Annotated in this window: 14 protein-coding genes and 1 pseudogene; 7 read left to right on the forward strand and 8 right to left on the reverse strand. The window is 70.6% G+C overall.

Annotation, left to right across the window (positions count from 1 at the left end; genetic code table 11):
- Positions 1-21: 21 nt before the first annotated feature.
- From BLV76_RS05940 to BLV76_RS23025, 3 genes and pseudogenes are all read right to left on the reverse strand, one after another.
- On the reverse strand, positions 22-1,299 hold the full coding sequence (locus BLV76_RS05940) for a lipopolysaccharide biosynthesis protein (protein ID WP_090968307.1): 1,278 nt from the start codon (positions 1,297-1,299) through the stop codon (positions 22-24).
- Positions 1,296-2,342, reverse strand: coding sequence for a polysaccharide biosynthesis protein (locus BLV76_RS05945; RefSeq protein ID WP_245734561.1), 1,047 nt, complete (start codon positions 2,340-2,342; stop codon positions 1,296-1,298). The genes BLV76_RS05940 and BLV76_RS05945 overlap by 4 nt, the downstream gene beginning before the upstream one ends.
- Positions 2,343-2,388: 46 nt before the next feature.
- Positions 2,389-4,301 (reverse strand): annotated as a pseudogene (locus BLV76_RS23025) (polysaccharide biosynthesis protein).
- Here BLV76_RS23025 and BLV76_RS05955 point away from each other — a divergent pair.
- On the forward strand, positions 4,300-5,259 hold the full coding sequence (locus BLV76_RS05955; RefSeq protein ID WP_090972377.1) for a DMT family transporter: 960 nt from the start codon (positions 4,300-4,302) through the stop codon (positions 5,257-5,259). The pseudogene BLV76_RS23025 and the gene BLV76_RS05955 sit on opposite strands and share 2 nt — an antisense overlap.
- Here the strand turns inward: BLV76_RS05955 and BLV76_RS05960 are convergent.
- Positions 5,246-6,073, reverse strand: coding sequence for a LamG domain-containing protein (locus BLV76_RS05960; RefSeq protein ID WP_090968309.1), 828 nt, complete (start codon positions 6,071-6,073; stop codon positions 5,246-5,248). The genes BLV76_RS05955 and BLV76_RS05960 overlap by 14 nt on opposite strands.
- Positions 6,074-6,178: 105 nt before the next feature.
- A complete protein-coding gene (locus BLV76_RS05965) occupies positions 6,179-8,359 on the reverse strand; it encodes a HelD family protein (protein WP_090968310.1) in 2,181 nt (726 codons plus the stop codon).
- 648 nt (positions 8,360-9,007) lie between these two features.
- Here BLV76_RS05965 and BLV76_RS05970 point away from each other — a divergent pair.
- The 4 genes from BLV76_RS05970 (at position 9,008) to gndA (ending at position 14,656) form a co-directional block, all read left to right on the forward strand.
- Entirely contained in the window at positions 9,008-9,574 is a 567-nt protein-coding gene (locus BLV76_RS05970; protein ID WP_090968311.1) for a hypothetical protein, read from the forward strand.
- Positions 9,575-9,808: 234 nt separating this feature from the next.
- Entirely contained in the window at positions 9,809-11,242 is a 1,434-nt protein-coding gene (locus BLV76_RS05975) for an HNH endonuclease signature motif containing protein (protein WP_090968312.1), read from the forward strand.
- Positions 11,243-11,908: 666 nt separating this feature from the next.
- A complete protein-coding gene (locus BLV76_RS05980; RefSeq protein WP_090968313.1) occupies positions 11,909-13,105 on the forward strand; it encodes an IS110 family RNA-guided transposase in 1,197 nt (398 codons plus the stop codon).
- A 102-nt stretch (positions 13,106-13,207) separates the two neighbouring features.
- Positions 13,208-14,656, forward strand: coding sequence for an NADP-dependent phosphogluconate dehydrogenase (gene gndA, locus BLV76_RS05985; RefSeq protein WP_090968314.1), 1,449 nt, complete (start codon positions 13,208-13,210; stop codon positions 14,654-14,656).
- A gap of 9 nt (positions 14,657-14,665) precedes the next feature.
- Here gndA and BLV76_RS05990 read toward each other — a convergent pair whose 3' ends face one another.
- Genes BLV76_RS05990 through BLV76_RS06000 form a run of 3 tightly spaced genes read right to left on the reverse strand, consistent with a single transcriptional unit; the run spans position 14,666 to position 16,567 of the window.
- Positions 14,666-15,100: a hypothetical protein gene (locus tag BLV76_RS05990; RefSeq protein ID WP_090968315.1), complete on the reverse strand. Its 435-nt coding sequence runs from the start codon at positions 15,098-15,100 to the stop codon at positions 14,666-14,668.
- Positions 15,097-15,783, reverse strand: coding sequence for an SDR family NAD(P)-dependent oxidoreductase (locus tag BLV76_RS05995; RefSeq protein WP_217630272.1), 687 nt, complete (start codon positions 15,781-15,783; stop codon positions 15,097-15,099). Before BLV76_RS05995 ends, BLV76_RS05990 begins: the two co-directional genes overlap by 4 nt.
- A gap of 25 nt (positions 15,784-15,808) precedes the next feature.
- On the reverse strand, positions 15,809-16,567 hold the full coding sequence (locus tag BLV76_RS06000; protein WP_342711405.1) for an enoyl-CoA hydratase-related protein: 759 nt from the start codon (positions 16,565-16,567) through the stop codon (positions 15,809-15,811).
- A gap of 56 nt (positions 16,568-16,623) precedes the next feature.
- Here BLV76_RS06000 and BLV76_RS06005 point away from each other — a divergent pair, with 56 nt between their 5' ends.
- Both BLV76_RS06005 and BLV76_RS06010 read left to right on the forward strand, forming a co-directional pair.
- Complete coding sequence (locus BLV76_RS06005; protein ID WP_090968318.1) at positions 16,624-18,165, forward strand: molybdopterin-dependent oxidoreductase; 1,542 nt, start codon at positions 16,624-16,626, stop codon at positions 18,163-18,165.
- Positions 18,166-18,382: 217 nt separating this feature from the next.
- Positions 18,383-19,042 carry a fasciclin domain-containing protein gene (locus BLV76_RS06010; RefSeq protein ID WP_090968319.1) on the forward strand — a complete coding sequence of 220 codons (660 nt, stop codon included), beginning with the start codon at positions 18,383-18,385 and terminating at the stop codon, positions 19,040-19,042.

Genomic DNA, 19,042 nt, shown 5'->3' on the forward strand with positions numbered 1-19,042 from the left:
CCGGCTGGTCCGGCTTGGCGCCTACGCCATGGCGGCGGCGGAGAGCGCCCGCCGCATCAGGATCCAGGCCGAGGCTGCCGACACGACAGACATGACCAGGGCGACCGCCAGTCCGTTCGCCAGCAGGCCCGTGAGGAGCAGCGCGGGTACGCCGACCAGCAGGGCGGCTCCCTCGACCGCGGCCGCGGTCTGGGGTCGCCCGACGCCGCGCAGCACGTCGGCCGAGACGTAGCGGACGGCGATGCCCCAGGCGGCCGGCGCGAGCGCGACCGAGAGGAGGACGGACTCGGAGAAGTTTCTGCCGAAAAGCAGGTGAATGGCGGGCCAAGCCAGCAGCGCAGACACCACGCCGACGGCCAGGCCACCGACGGCGGCACGGCGAACGGCGATGCGGGCCGAGTCATGGCGCGCCTCGGCCTCGGTCTCGGCGCTGATTCGCGGGAGCAGCTCGTTGCCGATGGCGCTGATCGCCGGGGACGCCATCTGCGACCATGTGCTGGCGATAGCGTAAACCCCCAGCGTCGCCGGGGAGGCCGTCACGGACAGCGCAAGCTGGTCGACGCGGGTGTTGGTCATGGCCGGCACCACCCAGGCCGCGTTGCGGACGGCGTACGCTCGGAGCGACCCGCGCTCGACGGGAGCCTCGCCCTCCACCGCGCCGGCAACGGCCGAGTGCCGGGCCGCAGCCAGCAATAGCACGCTGGTCAGGCCGGACACCCCGACCGAGAGGCCGTAGACCACGAGCGCGCGGTCGACCGCGACCGCGTCCAGCAGCAGCAGCACGAGGATGCCGCCCGTGTAGACGGGCATCTGGATCGCCCGGGCCAGGTTCCACCGGCGCAGGTCGAGCCCGTAGAGCGCGGCGGTGAAGACACCGCCAACGAGGGCGGGCACGAGCAGGGCGAAGCCTAGGAGATAGTGGCGGGTGAGGGCGGGTCCCAGGTCGAGCAGCAGCACGACTCCGACGGCCAGGCCGAGGATGACGACCGTCTGCTGGACGACCCCTCCGAGGGCGAGACGCACGATGCGCCCCAGCTGCCCCGGCGCCTTGCCGAGGAAGTAGACCACCGCGGCGTTCAGGCCGCCCTCACTCAGCGCAAGCAGGTAGGTCATCCACACGAAGACCGCGGCATAGACACCGCGGTCCTCGGGTCCGAGGCCGCGCGCGAGCATGACGCCGCCCAAGGCCGCACCACCGGCGATCGCCAGGTTGGTGGCCGAGGTGCTCAGGACGCGGCTGCTCGTGATCCGCGAGATCGGGCCCCGCCGCCCGGCGGGCGGCCGAGCCGGCGCCGTCATCGACGCGCCAGTTCCTCGACCACTTCGGGAATGGTCCGGAGGAGGGCCTGGGTCGCCGCCACGTCGAGCCGCTCGGTGTTGTCGGAGGCGTAGTCCGCGACGTGCGAGACGGCGTCCTCGCCTTCGGTGAAGTACTTCTCGTACTGCAGTCCGCGGTCGTCGAGCGGCACCCGGAAGAAGTCGCCCTGGTCCTCGGCCTTGACGAACTCCTCCCGGCTCAGCAGCGTCTCGTGGAGCTTCTCACCGTGCCGCATGCCGATGACCCGCACGTCCGGCTCGTCCTCGCTGAGCAGCCCCCAGACCGCGCGCGCGAGGGTGTCTACCGTGGACGCCGGCGCCTTCTTGACGAAGAGGTCGCCCGGGCGGGCATTGAGGAAGGCGTGCTTGACCAGCTCGACCGACTCCTGCAGCGACATCAGGAACCGGGTCATCGTGGGCTCGGTGAGCGTCAGTGGCTGGCCCGCGTGCAGCTGCGCTACGAACGCTGGGATGACCGAGCCACGGGAGTAGAGCACGTTGCCGTACCGGGTCACCGAGACGGTCATGCCCGACGTGGGATTGTTGCGTGCGTAGGCCTGCGCCGTCTTCTCCATGAGGGCCTTCGACATCCCCATCGCGTTGACCGGGTAAACGGCCTTGTCGGTACTCAGGCACACCAGCGCCCGAACACCGGATGCGGCGGCGGTCTCGATGACGTTGTGACTGCCGACGATGTTGGTCTTGACCGCCTGCTGCGGGAAGAACTCACACGAGGGCACCTGCTTGAGCGCGGCTGCGTGGAAGACGAAGTCAGCGCCGGTGAAGGCAGGGCGCACGGAGTCGGCGTCGCGGACGTCGCCCAAGAAGAAGCGCATGCGCTCGTCGTTGAACGAGCGACGCATCAGGTCCTGCTTGGCCTCATCGCGGCTGAAGACGTTGACCTGCGCGACCCCTTCCTCAAGGAGGTGGCGCGCCATCACGGCGCCGAATGAGCCGGTGCCTCCGGTGATGGCGACCGTCGCTCCCGCGAGGTCCTCGGCGTGGGGCGGGGCGGGGTGGTTCACATGTGCTCCTCGGAAGTATCCGGTGTCGAGTTGGCAACGCAGCGTGTCACGTGTCTCCCGCCGTGTGGGTCAGGTCACTCAACTCGGCCGGGTCGATGGGTGGGACCGATACCGACCGGATCATCGAGTGACCGGTAGCCGTGGCGGCCTCCGCCTCGGAGAAGAGGACCTCATGTAGCTTCTCGCCCGGACGCAGACCACTGAAGACGATGTCGATGCCCTGGGCCCCGAGAGCGAGATCATCCGCTTGGCGACGTCGAGGATGCGCACCGGCTCGCCCATCTCGAGCACCATCACGGCACCCCCGTCACCCATGGCCCCGGCCTGCACGACGAGCTCGCAGGCCTCGGGGATCGTCATGAAGTAGCGAGTCACGTCGGGGTGAGTGACCGTGATCGGCCCACCACCGGCGATCTGCGCGTTGAATGTGTGCAGCATCGACCCGCGCGAGCCCAGCACGTTGCCGAAGCGAACCGACATGAAGGGCGCGCCGGTGGTCTCGGCGTGCCAGGCCGTGAGCTGCTCGGCCAAGCGCTTGGTCGAGCCCAGGACGCTCGTAGCGTCGGCGGCCTTGTCGGTGGAGATGTTGACGAACCGCTCGACGTCGAAGTCGGCCGCGAGTTGGAGGAGGTTGAGCGTGCCGAGGACGTTGGTCTTCCAGCCCTCGGCGGGAAAGCGCTCGAGCATCGGCAGGTGCTTCAGCGCAGCGGCGTGGAAGACGATCTGCGGGCGGACGTCGGCGAAGATTGCGCGCAGGCTGTCCTTCTCGCGGATGTCGGCCAGCACGGTCTCCGGTGAGTCGAGCAGGCCGTGGCCGTAGATCGCCAGCTGGACCGCGTGCAGCGCGGACTCGTCGCGGTCGAGCAGCGTCATGGACGACGGGCCGAACCGGTGGACCTGGCGGGCGAGCTCGGAGCCGATCGACCCGCCGGCGCCCGTGATGAGCACGCGCTTGCCGCTGAGATAGCCGGCGATGGCGGAGAGGTCGGTCGCGACCTGGTGCCGACCGAGGACGTCGCTGATCTCGACGCGTCGGATGTCGTTGCGCTTGACCTCGCCGTTGGACAGCTCGCCGAGACGCGGCAGCACCAAGACCTCGAGCCCGGCCTTGGTCGCCTGGCGCTGGACCCGGTCGACTAGCTCGCCGGGAGCCCGAGGCACGGCGATCAGCACGGCGGACGCGTCGACGCTGTCGGCCGCCTCGACGAGCGACGCGCCCGAGCCAACGACGGGGATCCCATGGATCCGGAGGTGGCGTTTGCCGGGGTTGTCGTCCAGGAAGCCCACCGGGCGCAACCCGAGGCTGTCGTCGGCCCGCACCAGGCTGAGCACCTGTCGGCCGGCGTCACCGGCGCCGTAGATCAGCAGGGCCCGGCCGGAGTGGCGCGACTCGTGGCCGCGGTCGCGCATCGCCCGATAGAACCAGCGACCTGCAGCCGCTGCCACGAGCGCCATCGGAGGGGCAAGGACGGGCAGGCTCCGGGGCAGGAGGTCGTTGAGGACAGGTGCCGTCACGACCGTGATCGCGGCGACGGCGAGGAAGTGCAGGGCGAGGCCGAGGGCCTCGTCGAAGGAGCCCACAAGAAAGCGACCGCGGTAGAACTTCGTGGCGACCCCGATGACGACCAGCAACACGCACGACAGGACGAGGTAGCGGAGCACCGACTCCCACTGGACCTCGTTGATGTTGAAGGAGTAGCGGAGGCCGATTACAAAGGCGACCCCGAGGGTCCAGCAGACGACGTCCCACGTCGCCAGAGCGCCCCGCCGCACCACACTGTTGGACCACATCGAATTGAACCCCGTCGTTCGCCTGCAAGAACTCGTCGTGATGCTAACGCGGGTCGGCGGTGTCGCCACGATCGACGCACAACCGTGGATGGCGGCTCGGGAGGCCATCCGACGCAGCGCGGGACGCGACGTACGCTTCACTCGCGGCACTGGAAGACTCACGCTCATGAGCCACGGGTCGTCGCCGTCCCACCTGCGCGGCCTCGCCGAGGTCGCGGCGGCCAGCGTCCTGTGGGGCACCGGCGGGCTGGCGGTCCAGCTGATCCGCGAGCACGAGGCGATGTCGCCGGTGACCATCAGCGCCTGGCGGATGGCGATCGCCGCGGTCGTGCTGCTGGTCGCCCTCCTCGCGGTGCGCCGGGCCGGGGAGCTCGTCGAGCTGGCCCGCTCGCGGCCCCGCCAGCTGCTCGTCGTCGGCGCCGGCACGGCCGCCTACCAGGGCTTCTACTTCGTCTCGGTCACCCAGGTCGGGGTCGCCGTGTCGACCGTGGTCAGCCTCGGCCTCGCGCCCGTCCTCCTGACCGTGGCGGAGGCGGTGCGCGATCGCCGGCCCCCGGCGGCGGGGCGGCTGGTGGTGCTGGTGGCGGCCCTCGCCGGCCTGCTGATGGTCAGCGTGGCCGGGCACGCGTCGTCGACCGGCCCGGCCCCGGTCGCCGGGGTGCTGCTCGCGATCGCGAGCGGGACGACGTACGCCCTCACCACCGCGGCCGGCGGCTCGATCAGCAAGGAGTCGTCCCCACTCGTGCTCACCAGCGGGATGACGCTGGTCGGCGCCGTGGTGCTGCTGCCGTGCACGGCGCTGGTCGACGGACCGCACGTCACGACCGATGCGGCCGCCCTGGCGTGGTTGGCCTACCTCGGCGTGCTGACCATGGCGCTGGCCTACGTCCTGCTCTACTCCGGCCTGCGCGTCGTCGCGCCGAGCACGGCGGTGACGGCCAGCCTCGTCGAGCCCGTCACCGCGGCGGTGGTGGCCGCGGTCGTGCTGGGCGAGTCGCTCGGCCCGGTCGCGGTCGTCGGGATCCTGCTCGTCCTCGGCGCCGTCGCCGGTCTCGGTCGCCCGGCGGCCGCGGCAGGACCGGTGCTGCCGGACCCGGACCCGGTCCGACCGCCTACGGCACCTTGACGTCGACGCTGACCCAGTCGACCAGCATGCTCGGCCGGGTGCCGCCGGCGACGGCGTACTGGGGTTCGACGAGCTTGTTGGAGAGCCGCAGGTGGAAGGGCGTGGCGTTGCCGGGCACGCGTCGCGCGTCCGGCGTGGACACCACGTCGTAGAGCCGGTTGCCGGCGCCGTCCGTCGCGGAGTAGGTCACCGTGTCGCCACCGATCGTGAACTCGGCGGAGTACTGCCAGTAGACCTCCCACGGCATCGCGCCGGCGGGGAACGCCGGTGTCACGGGGAACAGCTCGGGGCCGCGTCCGGTCGCGACGCAGGCGTTGGCGACCGTGTCCGGCGCGTCGTCGTAGCAGATGTGCGAGCCGAGCTGGGCGCCCCACTGCTTGAGCGGGCCGTAGCTCTCGATGACGTCGACCTCGCGCGGGTCGACGCCGTCGGGGTGCTGCACCCAGAAGGCGGCGTAGCTGGTGCCCACGTCGGGCATCACCAGGCTGGCCGTGACCCGCACCTGGGTGCCCACCGGGAGGGTCCAGCCGGCGTTGCTCCGGATCTGGGCGACCTGGCCGACGTCGAGCTGGCCCAGGCCGTTCTGCACGGCCGAGCCCTGGCCTCCGAGCATGCTGTGCCACTGGTCGGAGGTCGTCCCGGCGGGGCCGTCGAACCCGTCGCTGAAGACCTGCTCCCAGCCCCAGGTCGGCGCGGGGTCGGAGTCGACCGTGTCACCGCGCGGGATCGACGCGGGCGCCGGCGCGGCGTGCGCCACGACGACGAGCGCGGAGGCGCAGACGGCGCCGACGAGGGCGCGCGCGAGCCGTGACATCGCCCTCCCCAGGTGTGCGTGACCGATACGTGTGTGACAGGTGTGACCGTGCGGCGATGCTACGAAGTCAGACCAACCCGTCCGAATCGACGCCCCGCGACGCCATCAGCTGACCGTCGTGAGCAGCTGCGTGGCGCGGGTCAGGACGACGTAGAGGGTCGCCCGGCCGGTGGCGGACTCGTCCTCGATCTCCTGCGGCGAGACGACCACGATGCCGTCGAACTCCAGGCCCTTGGTGTCGAGGCCGGTCAGCACGACGATGCGGTCCTCCCCGCTCGGGGTGACGCTCGAGTCGACGGCGGCGCGGGCACCCGCGGCGTCGTCGGCGTGCTCGGGCCACGACGCGAGCCAGGCGTTGACCTCGGAGCGCCGCGCCACGGGTACGACGATGCCCACCGTCCCCTCGACACGCCCGCTGATGGTGGTGACGGACTCGCGCACGGCGGCCTCGAGGTCGTCGACCGGTCCGACCACCTGCGGCTCCTCACCGGTCCGGCGTACGGCATCGGGCAGGTCGGCGTCGAGACCGACGCGTCGGGCGTAGGCGGCGGCGAAGGCGTAGATCTCGGCCGAGTTGCGGTAGTTGGTCGACAGGTGGAACTCGTGGAGCTCCTTGCCCTCGAGCGCCTCGGCCCGCGCGGCGGTGGCCTCCGGCGCGTCGGGCCACGACGACTGCGCGGGGTCGCCGACGATCGTCCAGCTGGCGGCGCGACCGCGACGACCGACCATCCGCCACTGCATCGGCGTGAGGTCCTGGGCCTCGTCGATGAGGACGTGGGCGTAGCCGTCGTCCTCGATGCGGTGGGTCGGCGCGGACCAGGCGAGTCCACCGGGGGCGTACTCGCGCTCGGAGATCGTGGTCAGCTCCTGGAGGTCGACGCCGCCCTCGAGCAGGCCGGTCTCGTCGAGGTCGCGCTCGTCGTCGGTGCGCTGCGGTACGTCGCCGAGGGCGTAGCGGAGCTCGTCGAGCAGCGGCACGTCCTCGATCGTCGGCCCGGCGGAGCCGTCCCACGACTTCAGCAGCACGACCTGGTCCTCGCGGGACACCACGCCCTCCCCGACCCGGGCCAGGAACTCGGGGTCGCGCAGCCAGCCGAAGACGGTCGGCGCGTCGAGCGGCGGCCACCAGGCCGACGCGAACTCGACGAAGCCCGCGTGGGAGAGCATGTCGTCGTCGAAGGCCTCACGGCCCCGCTCGCGGCCCCGCTCGCCGGTGACCTGGCGCCACATCGCGTCGAGCAGCGTCCTTGCGACGCGGGGCAACTGGCGGTTGCGGCGGCCCTGCGACATGAGCTGTCGGCGCAGCCTGCCGAGCAGGCCGGGGTCGAGCACGATCGTCTCGTCGCGCCAGGAGATGCGGAAGCTCGTCGGCGCGCCGGGCGCGTGCTGACGCGCGGTGCGGCGCAGCAGCTCGGCCATCTTGGTGGCGCCCTTCACGTCGGCCACGGCGGGCTCGTCGTGGCGGGTCGCACGGATCCCGCCGACGACCTCGCCGAGCGAGCGCAGCGCGACGGCGGTCTCGCCGAGGCTGGGGAGCACGCGCTCGATGTAGCGCATGAAGACGCCGCTCGGACCGACGACGAGCACGCCGCCGCCCTCGTAGCGACGGCGGTCGGAGTAGAGGAGGAAGGCCGCGCGGTGCAGCGCGACCACGGTCTTGCCGGTGCCCGGACCGCCGGAGATCGACACGACGCCCTTGCCGGGCGCCCGGATCGCCTGGTCCTGCTCGGCCTGGATGGTGGCGACGATCGAGTGCATCGACCGGTCGCGGGCCCGGGACAGCTGCGCCATCAGCGCGCCCTCGCCGACGATCGGCAGGTCGGTCTCGATCTCCTGGTCCAGCAGCTCGTCCTCGACGCCGATGACGGTGCGGTGCAGCGAGCGGAGGACGCGACGGCGCACTACCCCGGACGGGGTGGCGGCCGTGGCCTGGTAGAACACGCCGGCGGCCGGGGCGCGCCAGTCGATCAGGAGGACGTCGCGGTCCGCGTTGCGTACGCCGATGCGGCCGATGTAGCGCGGCAGCGGGTCGATCGCGGGGTCGAGGTCGAGGCGCCCGAAGACCAGACCCTCGTGGGCGGCGTCGAGCTGGGCGATGCGCTTCGCGGCCTGGAAGACCATCGCGTCACGCTCGACGAGGCCTCCCTCGTGCTCCAGCTTGCCGCGGTTGCGTCCCTCTGCGGCGAGCGCCTGCGCGCTGCGGGTGGACGCCTCCAGCTGCACGTAGACCTCGTCGACGTAGCCCTGCTCCGCCGCGATCTCGCGCGCCTCGAGCTCCTCGCTCACACCAGCTCCTCATCCCCCGAAACCGACTGCCCGTACCCATCGGGCAGACCGTCAAGAGTACCGGCGAGCACCCCCCAGCGCCGACTTACCGCGAATCCGTGGAAGCTGAAGCGGCGCCCACGGCAACCCCTGAAAGGCAAGCGAGGTTTAGACCACCTCGAGTTGGGTAGGGACCTGGGGTTGATTCTGGATGTACCGTCTGGGATCGCGTTCCGGGGGTAGCTCCCTCGGTGCAGGGAAAGGTCGAATTCCGACTCGGCCGATCGCAGTTAAGCGCTCTCGCCCTCCGCCGCCTACATCAGGCCCCGGGGGGCCGGAGTGTGCCTCAAGGTCGCTTCCACTGTTGATGCGTGCACCACGTCCGGGGAGCCCGTGTGTGTGAACTCAATTGACCGTTAGTCCCCTCTCGCCAACGGCGACAAACAGAGGCATCCTTATCGCCAAGGACTCTCGAGTCGAGGTCCGCGAACTGTGAGGACCATGACTGCCTCGTAGCCGAGGTAAGTCGGATCGGCGAGTCGGATCGCCGATGCATCGATGTCGGATGGGCAGCTTCGACTGGCCCTTGTCACCTTTCCCTGCACAATCGACCGGTTGCCCGTAGCGACCGGCGGGAGCTGACACCACCTCACAAGGAGGCCCCTTGCGATGAGCACCCAAGTCCCGATCTGGCGCCGGGCCAACGACACAATCGAGTCCGTTCGCAAAGTGGTTGGCCCGCTGGCTGGCCTGGTTACTGATATCTGGAAGATCGTCACGGTCGCCGCGATCATCGCGCTGGCCATGACGGGCGCCGCCGTGAAGTGGGTTCCAGGAGTTGCCGCCGGAGCATGCCCCATCGGCGGCAAGGTCGCCAGGGTGGTCGGGGTCGAGGACAACCTCGCTCCCCTCGTGCCCTTCTTCTGCGAAGTCCCCGACCCAGATGAGCGCGCAGTCGAGGCGACCAAGTCGCGTCGCGGCGAACTGATCGTTGGAATCCGAGGGTGGCTCCCCTACGGCAAGGCACGGGTTCGCCTCTTCGATCCTGACAAGAACCCGGTCAAACTCAAGAAGTGGGCGCGGACGCTCCGTCTCGATTCGACCGGCGGCTTCGTGTCCAAGAAGCCTCTGTGGAGGCCGCGAGCGGACGATCCGTCAGGGGAGTACACGGTTGTGTTCATGATCCGTGACACGCATAGACATCGCGTGTACTCCACTCGGAAGGTGTTGTTCTGAGAGCCACTGACCGCGAAGGACATCGGCTGGTGGTGCCCGACGCTTGCCACCGACGTCGCCGACAGCCGCGAGGGCGCCAGGTGGTTCACGCCAACTGCGGAGCGAGCGCGACAACTCTCGATGACTGAGTTGCAAGGAGCGCAGGCGACGAGCCTTCAGCCCACCCCCGGACGTCCGTCCACAGATCCGCTTCAGCCGGGGCCACTGTCAGACCTGCCGACTACAATCGAACGCATGAGCGAAGCGCTGGCGGTGGTCGGAGAGGCAGGGGTCGACGACCTCACTGCCTCGGCCCTGCTCGCTGCCCTGCGCGACCGCAAGGCCGTCGAGGACCGCGCCGCGGCTGACCAGCTCGACCTCGCCGCCCGGTGGGCCGACCTCCACCCACCCGAGTCGATCCACCTGGCCGCCGCGTTCACCACCCCCGGGTCCGAGCACGAGGAGCCGATCGCCGGCGACGGCTGCCCGCTGGTGGCGGAGTTCTGTGTGGCCGAGCTCGGCGCCGTCCTGGGCATCAGCACGACCGCTGCGAAGAAGCTCATCGGGCACGCCCTCGAGCTGCGCCACCGCCTGCCCAGGCTGTGGGGTCAGGTGCACGCCGGCCTGGTGCCCGCGTGGCGGGCCCGGTCCGTCGCCGAGGCGACCATCCACGCTGTTCCTTCGCTGACCCGTGAGGCCGCTGGGTGGGTCGACGACCAGGTCGCGGCTGCTGCCGGGAAGGTGGGTGTCGCGCAGCTCGACCGCCTCCTCGCCGAAGCCATCAAGAGGTTCCAGCTCGCTGCACCTGATCCGGCTGCTGACCCGGAAGACGGCTACCTCCACGTCGACCCCAGGCATGTGACTGTGCACGACCAGGACGTCCACTTCGCCGGCACCATCCACGTCGAGGCCGACCTCGACCTCGCCGACGGCATCGACCTCGACCACACCCTCGCGCACGACGCAGCGACGCAGAAGGCCCTCGGCTCCACCGAGACCCTCGACGTCCGCCGCGCCAAGGCCCTCGGCAACCTCGCCCGCACCCAGACCGCCCTCGACCTCTCTTCAGGTGGTCGAGTGGCCGACGAGGAACGAGGAGGCGTATCGAGACCCGACCTCCCCATCCTTCCCGCCGCGCGAGAGGTAGTCCTCCACGCCCACTTCGACGCCGACATCACCAGCGAGGGCACGGTCTTCGGTCCCACCGGACGGATGGAAAACCGCCAGAAGCTCCTCCTCCTCGAACAGCTCCAGACCTGGTGCGGCGACAGCCGGACGAAGGTGACCGTGAAGCCGGTCATCGACCTCAACCACAACCTCACCGCACCCGGCTACGAGATCCCCGCCCGCATCCGCGAGCAGGTCATCCTGCGCGACAAGACCTGCGTCTTCCCGCACTGCACCCGACCAGCCCGGGGCTGCGACGTCGACCACATCAGCCCGTACGACCACGACGCCGAAGCAGGAGGCAGACCACAGCCGGGTCCGACCCGGTCCGACAACCTCGCCTGCCTGTGCCGCTCCCACCACCGGCTGAAGACCTTCACCACCTGGCGCTACCAGATGGTCGCTCCCGGCGTCTTCGAATGGACCTCACCCCACGGCCACCAGTTCAGACGCGACCGATCAGGCACCACGCAGATCAACCCGATGAACCCGGCCGAGCCCGAGCCACCCGCACGACCATGACCAAGCCCCACACCCCGCCCGTCACCACGAGGGCGGGGCCACAGGCACGTCTGCAGGCTGAACGCGCGCGCTCATGACGGCAGATCCGGACGTTTCGCGTTCCAGTCTGACTAGCCTGTGCGGGTGACCGAGACGCGTGTACGAGTGGCGGCCTGTGTGGTTCTTGCTGCAGCGGTCACGCTCTTGGGCTGGGGTTTCGTTCACGCCGTCAGAGAAGTGTTCTTGCACGGGTTCGCCGCCAATTGCAGCGATGGGCACCCCGAGTACGACGCCCGATTCTGCGAACTGCCAGGTGGTCCCTCCTCCACCCACGTCGCCACCGCCGTGGCTGCTGTCGTGCTCGCTCTGGCGGTGCTCTGGGTGACGCGTCGACGCTCCGGTCAGGTCGGACTCGTGGACGCAGATCATCGATAAGTCCTTGGCGTGAAGCCACTCATCGGCTACTAGGAGACTTCCCTGCAGGATCGGTGTCTGGCCAGACTCTGGTCTAGGTGATCGGCGGGACGCTCTTTTATCGGCTGCCCACCGGCTGGTGTGGCTCTCATCTGGACTGCGACCCGTCGACCACCGTGACGAGGAGTGGCTCCAGAGGGGTCTGCCCAGCTCGTAGTAGCAATGCCCACCTCGTCGACTCTTCCGATTTCCAAGCGAGGACGAGGTGAGCACATGAGCAGCACGAAGGCAGTGATCATCGGGGTTGATCCCCACAAGATGTCGGTGACGATCGAGGTCGTCGACACCCGCGAACGGTTGCTCGGTAGGGCTCGGTTCGACACCGACAAGGCCGGGTATGCCGCGATGTGCCGTTATGTGAAGCAGTGGCCTGCCCGGCTGTGGGCGGTCGAGGGAGCCAACGGTGCCGGCCGTCCGTTGGCTCAACGGCTCCTTGCCGCCGGGGAGCAAGTGGTCGATGTCCCGGCCAAGCTCGCGGCGCGGGTGCGGCTCTTCGACACCGGCCACAACCGCAAGACCGACGCCCTGGACGCCCACTCCGTCGCCGTCGTCGCGGTCCGCACCGACGGACTGCGGGAGCTGACCGAGGACGGTGAGCTCGAAGCGCTGCGGATGCTCACCGACCGCCGCGATGAGCTGGCCCACCAGCGCGTCCAGACCGTCAACCGGTTGCAGCGCCTGCTCAGCGAACTGCTGCCTGGCCAGCGCAAACGCGACCTGTCCGCCACGCAGGCCAAAGCCATGCTCGCCACCATCAGGCCTCGTGACATCGCAGGCAAGACCCGACGGCGGATGGCTGCCGAAGAGGTCGCGGACCTGGTCGCGGTCGACGCCAAGCTCAAGCGCATTAAGGCCGAGTTGAAGGCCGCGGTCACTGCTCGCGGATCGCACCTGATGGACCTCTACGGCATCGGACCCGCCGGCGCTGCCCGGGTGCTGGCTGACGTCGGCGACGTCGCGCGCTTCGCCGACCGCAACCGGTTCGCGTCCTGGACCGGCACCGCACCCCTGGACGCCTCGTCCGGCGAGCAGACCCGCCACCGTCTGTCGCGCGCGGGGAACCGGCGGATGAACCACCTGCTCCACGTCGCAGCCATCGTGCAGATCCGTCACGACACCCAAGGCCGCACCTACTACCGACGCAAGCTCGCCGCCGGCAAGACCCCGATGGAAGCACTGCGCTGCCTCAAACGACGGCTGTCTGACGTCGTCTACCGGCAACTCATCGCCGACTCGAAACAAGACGATGGAGCGGATCCGGGAGGGCACTGCGGGGCGTCTCTTCAATCCAGCGCGGCCGATTCCCACCCACACATCGACACTTCGGATCAGCCACTTCCCGGACCCGCGCAGCCGACGCTACGCCGGCCACCGGCGCGCGGGAAGACCCTCACCACGAGCGCCCCTTGACACAGAGGGGTGCCAGATCCGGTCGTTCGCCGCGGCGAACCAGTGAACCCTGACGACCTGCGCGAGCCAGACGGTGAGGACGCCGGTCGTAGGTTCGGGACCATGAGCGACGACGCACGCGCGACCATCGGACTGACGGGCCTGGCCACGATGGGCCGCAACCTGGCCCGCAACATCGCCCGCAACGGGCACACGATCGCCGTCCACAACCGGACGACGGCGAAGATGACGGCACTGGTCGACGAGTTCGGCGACGAGGGCGACTTCGTCGGTTGCGAGTCGCTCGAGGACCTGGTGGCCGCGATCGAGCGACCGCGGGCGATCCTGGTGATGGTCAAGGCGGGCGAGGCGACCGACGCCGTGGTCGACGAGCTGGTGCCGTTGCTCGACGAGGGCGACATCGTGGTCGACGCGGGCAACGCGCACTACCGCGACACCCTGCGTCGGCAGGAGGCGCTCGAGGAGAAGGGCCTGCACTTCGTCGGGATGGGCGTCTCGGGTGGCGAGGAGGGCGCGCTCCACGGTCCCTCGATCATGGTCGGCGGGTCCGACCACGCCTTCGAGGTGCTGCAGCCGGTCGTCGAGTCGATCGCGGCGGTGGTCGACGGCACGCCCTGCAGCGCCCACATCGGCAGCGACGGCGCCGGCCACTTCGTGAAGATGGTGCACAACGGCATCGAGTACGCCGACATGCAGCTGATCGCCGAGTCCTACGACCTCCTGCGGTCGGTGCTCGGGCTGGAGCCCACCGAGATCGCCGACGTGTTCGACGAGTGGAACGGCGGCGACCTGGAGTCGTTCCTCATCGAGATGACCGCGGTCGTGCTGCGCCACACCGACGCGGAGACCGGCAAGCCGTTTGTCGACGTCGTGCGCGACGCGGCGGAGCAGAAGGGCACCGGCCGCTGGACCGTGCAGGACGCGCTCGACCTCGGTGTGCCGATCACCGGCATCGCCGAGGCGACCTTCGCCCGCTCGCTGTCCGGCCACACCGAGCAGCGCGCAGCCGCACGCGAGGTCTTCTCCACGACGCCGGAGTCAGCAGACGTCGACCGTGACACGTTCGTCGACCAGGTGCGCGCCGCCCTCTACGCCTCCAAGGTCGTCGCCTACGCCCAGGGCTTCGACCAGATCGCCGCCGGCGCCGAGGAGCACGGCTGGGACATCGACCTCGGCGAGGTCGCCACGATCTGGCGGGGCGGCTGCATCATCCGTGCGCAGTTCCTCGACCGGATCCGCGAGGCGTACTCCGACGAGCCCGACCTCACCACCCTGCTGACCACCCCCTACTTCGCGCACGCGGTGACGGACGGTGCCGACGCGTGGCGGGAGGTCGTCGTCGCCGCCGTGCGGGGCGGCGTACCGACTCCGGCGTTCTCCTCGTCGCTCGCCTACTTCGACGGTCTGCGGCGCGACCGGCTGCCGGCCGCCCTCATCCAGGCGCTGCGCGACGACTTCGGCGCCCACACCTACGAGCGCGTGGACCGCGACGGCACGTTCCACACGCGCTGGGCCGAGGAAGGCAAGCCCGAGGAGCAGGTCGAGGAGTAGCCGGCCGGCTCAGCCCGGCCAGGAGACCCAGGCCGCCCCCACCAGGCAGACCAGCGCCCCGACCGTCCGCACCCGGTCCGCCCGGACCAGGCGCTCGAGCAGGACCCGGCGCTCGGCGGGCGGCACCAGCGACAGACGGCCGTGCAGCGGGGCCGCCGCGAGCGCCGTCGCGAGGACCGACACCACCCCGCCGGCCAGCGCGACCCACGTGCCGGGAGACCCCGGCTCGGCGAGGATCGTCCAGCCGAGCAGCAGCACGAGGGCGGCGTACAGCACGACCGCGAGGGGCGCGATCCGCCGCGAGTGCCGGTCGTGGGCACGTGTCCACGCCTCGGGCGCGACGTCCACCAGCGCCGGGTAGACCACCAGCGTGACCGTCAGCTGGAACCCCGCGTGGAGCGATGCGGCGAGCAGCAGCCAGGGAGCCGGGTCGCCGGCGTTCACCCGAAGGCGCTCGCCGGGAGGTCCGACTCGCCCACGACGAGCGCATCCACCACCCGGCGGGCCCCCTCGGCGGGATCCTTGCCCGCCGGCAGGCCCGGGGCGCTCCCGGCCACCGGCCGCGTCGCCAGACCCGTCTCGGTGTGCGGCGGCCGGACGTCGTAGACCTCCACGCCGGCACGCCGCAGCTCCGTGCGGAGCGCACTGTCCACGGCACTCAGCGCGGCCTTGCTCGCGGAGTACGCCGCCATCCCGGGCATCGCCCGCTCGGCCACGACGGCGCTCACCTGCAGCACGAAGCCGCGCGACTCGGTCAGCAGCGGCAGCACCCGCCGCAGCAGGAAGATCGGCCCCACGACGTTGGTCAGGAAGAGCTCCTCCACCACCTCGTCAGGCGTGTCCACGAGGGGACCGAAGGCCACGATCCCCGCGGCGTTGACCGGCCCGTCCAGCCCCCCGAGGCTCTCGCGCGCCCGGTCGACCACCGCGTCGCCCGTCGTCGCGTCGCCCAGGTCGCCGACGACGACCGGCGCGTCGAGGCCCGGGGCCTCGAGCCGTGCGCGGTCGCGACCCACGAGGAGCAGCCGGGCACCGCGCCCCGCCAGCTCGCGCGCCACCAGCGACCCCAGCACGCCCGACGCGCCGACGACCGCCACCCGCGCGCCCTCCAGCTCACGACCAGCCATGCTCCCGACCCTAGCCCGGGTGGCGTCAGCGGGGCCGGGACAGGAAGGCGGTCATCGCCTCACGGGCCTCGTCGCTGGCGAAGAGCCGTGCACTGGTCGTGGCCATCTCCTCCCCGAGGGCGTCGATGCGGGCGACCAGGTCGCGGTTGAGGATCCGCTTGGACTCGCGCAGCCCCTGGGCGGCCCCGGTGGCGAGGCTCGCGCAGACGGCGGCGACCTCGTCGTCGAGGGCGTCGGCCGGCACGGCCTTCGTCACCAGTCCGTACGCCGCGGCCTCGGCGCCGGTGAACACCTCACCGCCGAGGGTGGTCAGGGCAGCAGCGCGCGGGTTCATCCGGTGGTGCACGGTCAGGCTGATGATCGCGGCGGCCAGTCCGAGCTTGACCTCGGTGAGGGCGAAGGTCGCGTCGTCGGCGCTGATCGCGATGTCGGCGGCGGCGATGATGCCGATGCCGCCGGCACGGACGGCGCCGAGGTTCTTGGTGACGACGGGCTTGTCGAGGGTGGCGATCAGCCGCTGCAGGTCGACGATCCGGCGCGCCCCCACCTCCATGCCCTCGGTGCTCGCCTCGGTGAGGTCGGCCCCCGAGCAGAAGACCTTGCCGGAGCTCTGCACCAGCACCACGCGCACGGCCTCGTCGGCACCGGCCCGCTCGAGGTGGCCGAGGAGCCCGGTCACCAGCCGCTTGCTCAGCGCGTTGCGGTTGGCCGGGCTGTCGAGGGTGATCGTGGCGACCGCGTCGTCCACGTCGTAGGTGACCAGCTCTGCGGGGTCGTCGCTCATGCCGATCATCCTGCCCCACCACCCATCCGGCACGGCCGCTGCGACGAACACCCGGCATGCAGACCCCCGGCACGCGATCGATCTGGCACGTCCTCCGTCATGCGGCGTACGGCGTGCTGGCGACCCTGGTCGGGCTCGCGGCCGCCCACCTCGTCGCGGCCTTCACCGTCCCGGCGGCCTCGCCGGTGCTGGCGGTTGGCTCGACGGTCATCGACCTGACGCCGACGCCGCTGAAGGAGTTCGCGATCCGGCAGTTCGGCACCGCCGACAAGCTGGTGCTGACCGGCTCGGTCACGATCGTCGTGCTGCTCCTCGCCGCGCTCGCGGGCGTCGTCGCCCGCAAGCGCGAGACGGTCGGTCTGCTCATCATCGTGGGCCTCGCCGGCATCGCCGGCGTGCTCGCCGTCCTGCGTCCCTCCTCGGGACCGCTGGACCTCCTGCCCGCACTGATCGCCGCGATCGTGGGTGCCACCTCGTTGTGGTGGCTCCACCGGGTCGACGGCCGGGCAGGCACGGGGACGTCGGACAGGGCCGACGGACCCACTCGGCGCGGGGTCGTGCTGGCCACCGGCGGTCTCGCCGCGGCTGCAGTGACCATGGGGGCGCTCGGACGCTGGGTGACGTCGTACCGCCTCGGCGGCACCGACATCGCACTGCCGAAGGCCACCGACCCCGCGCCGGCATTCCCCCAGGGCCTCGAGGCGAAGTACAGCGGCATCTCGCCCCTGCAGACGCCCAACGCCGACTTCTACCGGGTCGACACCCGCCTCACGGTGCCGGCGGTCGACGTCGACTCCTGGACGCTGACCATCGACGGCGACGTGGACCAGGAGGTCACCCTGACCTTCGACGACCTCGCCGCGATGGACGTCGTCGAGCGCGACATCACCCTCACCTGCGTCTCCAACGACGTCGGCGGACCCTACGTCGGCTCCGCGCGCTGGCTCGGCGTGCCTCTCAAAGACATCCTCGACAAGGCCGGGATCGATGCGACCAAGGCGGACCAGATCCTCTCCACCGACGTGGACGGCATGACGATCTCGACGCCGCTCGACGTGGCGCTCGACGGGCGCGACGCGATCATCGCGGTCGGCATGAACGGCGAGGCCCTGCCGCGCGAGCACGGCTTCCCGGCACGCATGGTCGTGCCCGGCCTCTACGGCTTCGTCAGCGCGTGCAAGTGGATCACCCGGATGACGCTGACGACCTACGACGCCGAGCAGGCCTACTGGACCGAGCGCAAGTGGGCGATCGACGCACCGATCAAGATCTCGAGCCGGATCGACACCCCGAAGCCGCTCTCCAGCAGCGACGCCGGCAAGGTCATCATCGGCGGCGTCGCCTGGGCGCAGGGCGTCGGCATCGAGAAGGTCGAGGTCCGCATCGACGGCGAGGCGTGGCAGCCCGCGACCCTCGGCCAGCAGGTCACCAACGACTACTGGCGCCAGTGGTTCCTCGAGTGGGACGCCAAGCCCGGCCAGCACTTCGTCGCCTGCCGTGCCACGAACAAGGACGGCGACGTGCAGACCGACGTCCGGATGACGCCGTTCCCCGAGGGCTCCTCGGGCATCCAGGAGATCTCGCTCAACGTGAGCTGATCGACCCACGAGCTCGCCGCCGGGCGGTGAGTGACGCAGGTTCCGAGCCTCCGGAACCTGCGTCACTCACCGCCCGGTCGGCGTCTCCGGGCACGGCCGGTGGAAGTTCTCAGGATTTTCTTCCACCGGACCCATCCGCACCCGGCACGGTGCCGAACACCTCTCGACAGCGGGCCTCACGGCCCCCACCAAATGGCCCCCACCGAAAGGCAACGCCATGAACACCAAGCTCCGCACCCGCACCCTGGGTATCGCCGCGATCGCCCTGACCGCCTCCATGAGCCTGGCGGCATGTGGCAGCGACTCGGACACCGACAGCACCGCGTCCGACACGACCAGCTCGTCGCCCTCCGAGTCCGCCTCGGAGACGCCGTCGGAGACCACCTCCGAGACGCCTGCGGCCGACGACGCCCCCTTCGGCCCCGGCTGCGCCGGCGTCCCCACCTCCGGTGAGGGCTCCGTCGAGGGCATGGCCGACGACCCGGTCGCGACCGCCGCCTCGAACAACCCGCTCCTCAAGACGCTCGTCGCCGCGGTGACCGAGGCCGGCCTCGTCGACACCCTCAACTCGGCCGAGAACCTGACGGTCTTCGCCCCGACCGACGACGCCTTCGCCGCGATCCCGAAGAAGGACCTCAACGCCCTTCTCAAGGACAAGGAGATGCTGACCACCGTCCTCACGCACCACGTGATCGGTGAGCGCCTCAGCCCGGCCGACCTCGCGGGCGAGCACGAGACGCTGGCCGGCGACATGCTGACCGTCGACGGCTCGGGCGAGGACTTCACCATCGGTGACGCCTCCGTCGTCTGCGGCAACGTGCAGACCGCCAACGCGACCGTCTACGTCGTCGACCAGGTCCTGATGCCGGAGATGTGA

The sequence above is a fragment of the Nocardioides exalbidus genome, from assembly GCF_900105585.1.
GTDB classification, from domain to species: domain Bacteria; phylum Actinomycetota; class Actinomycetes; order Propionibacteriales; family Nocardioidaceae; genus Nocardioides; species Nocardioides exalbidus.

What these genes read in the sequence shown, in the direction of transcription:
- BLV76_RS05940 (WP_090968307.1), bottom strand. Translation starts at nt 1,299, where the DNA reads ATGACGGCGCCGGCTCGGCCGCCCGCCGGGCGGCGGGGCCCGATCTCG.
- BLV76_RS05955 (WP_090972377.1), top strand. Translation starts at nt 4,300, where the DNA reads ATGAGCCACGGGTCGTCGCCGTCCCACCTGCGCGGCCTCGCCGAGGTC.
- BLV76_RS05960 (WP_090968309.1), bottom strand. Translation starts at nt 6,073, where the DNA reads ATGTCACGGCTCGCGCGCGCCCTCGTCGGCGCCGTCTGCGCCTCCGCG.
- BLV76_RS05970 (WP_090968311.1), top strand. Translation starts at nt 9,008, where the DNA reads ATGAGCACCCAAGTCCCGATCTGGCGCCGGGCCAACGACACAATCGAG.
- BLV76_RS05975 (WP_090968312.1), top strand. Translation starts at nt 9,809, where the DNA reads ATGAGCGAAGCGCTGGCGGTGGTCGGAGAGGCAGGGGTCGACGACCTC.
- BLV76_RS05980 (WP_090968313.1), top strand. Translation starts at nt 11,909, where the DNA reads ATGAGCAGCACGAAGGCAGTGATCATCGGGGTTGATCCCCACAAGATG.
- gndA (WP_090968314.1), top strand. Translation starts at nt 13,208, where the DNA reads ATGAGCGACGACGCACGCGCGACCATCGGACTGACGGGCCTGGCCACG.
- BLV76_RS05995 (WP_217630272.1), bottom strand. Translation starts at nt 15,783, where the DNA reads ATGGCTGGTCGTGAGCTGGAGGGCGCGCGGGTGGCGGTCGTCGGCGCG.
- BLV76_RS06000 (WP_342711405.1), bottom strand. Translation starts at nt 16,567, where the DNA reads ATGAGCGACGACCCCGCAGAGCTGGTCACCTACGACGTGGACGACGCG.
- BLV76_RS06005 (WP_090968318.1), top strand. Translation starts at nt 16,624, where the DNA reads ATGCAGACCCCCGGCACGCGATCGATCTGGCACGTCCTCCGTCATGCG.
- BLV76_RS06010 (WP_090968319.1), top strand. Translation starts at nt 18,383, where the DNA reads ATGAACACCAAGCTCCGCACCCGCACCCTGGGTATCGCCGCGATCGCC.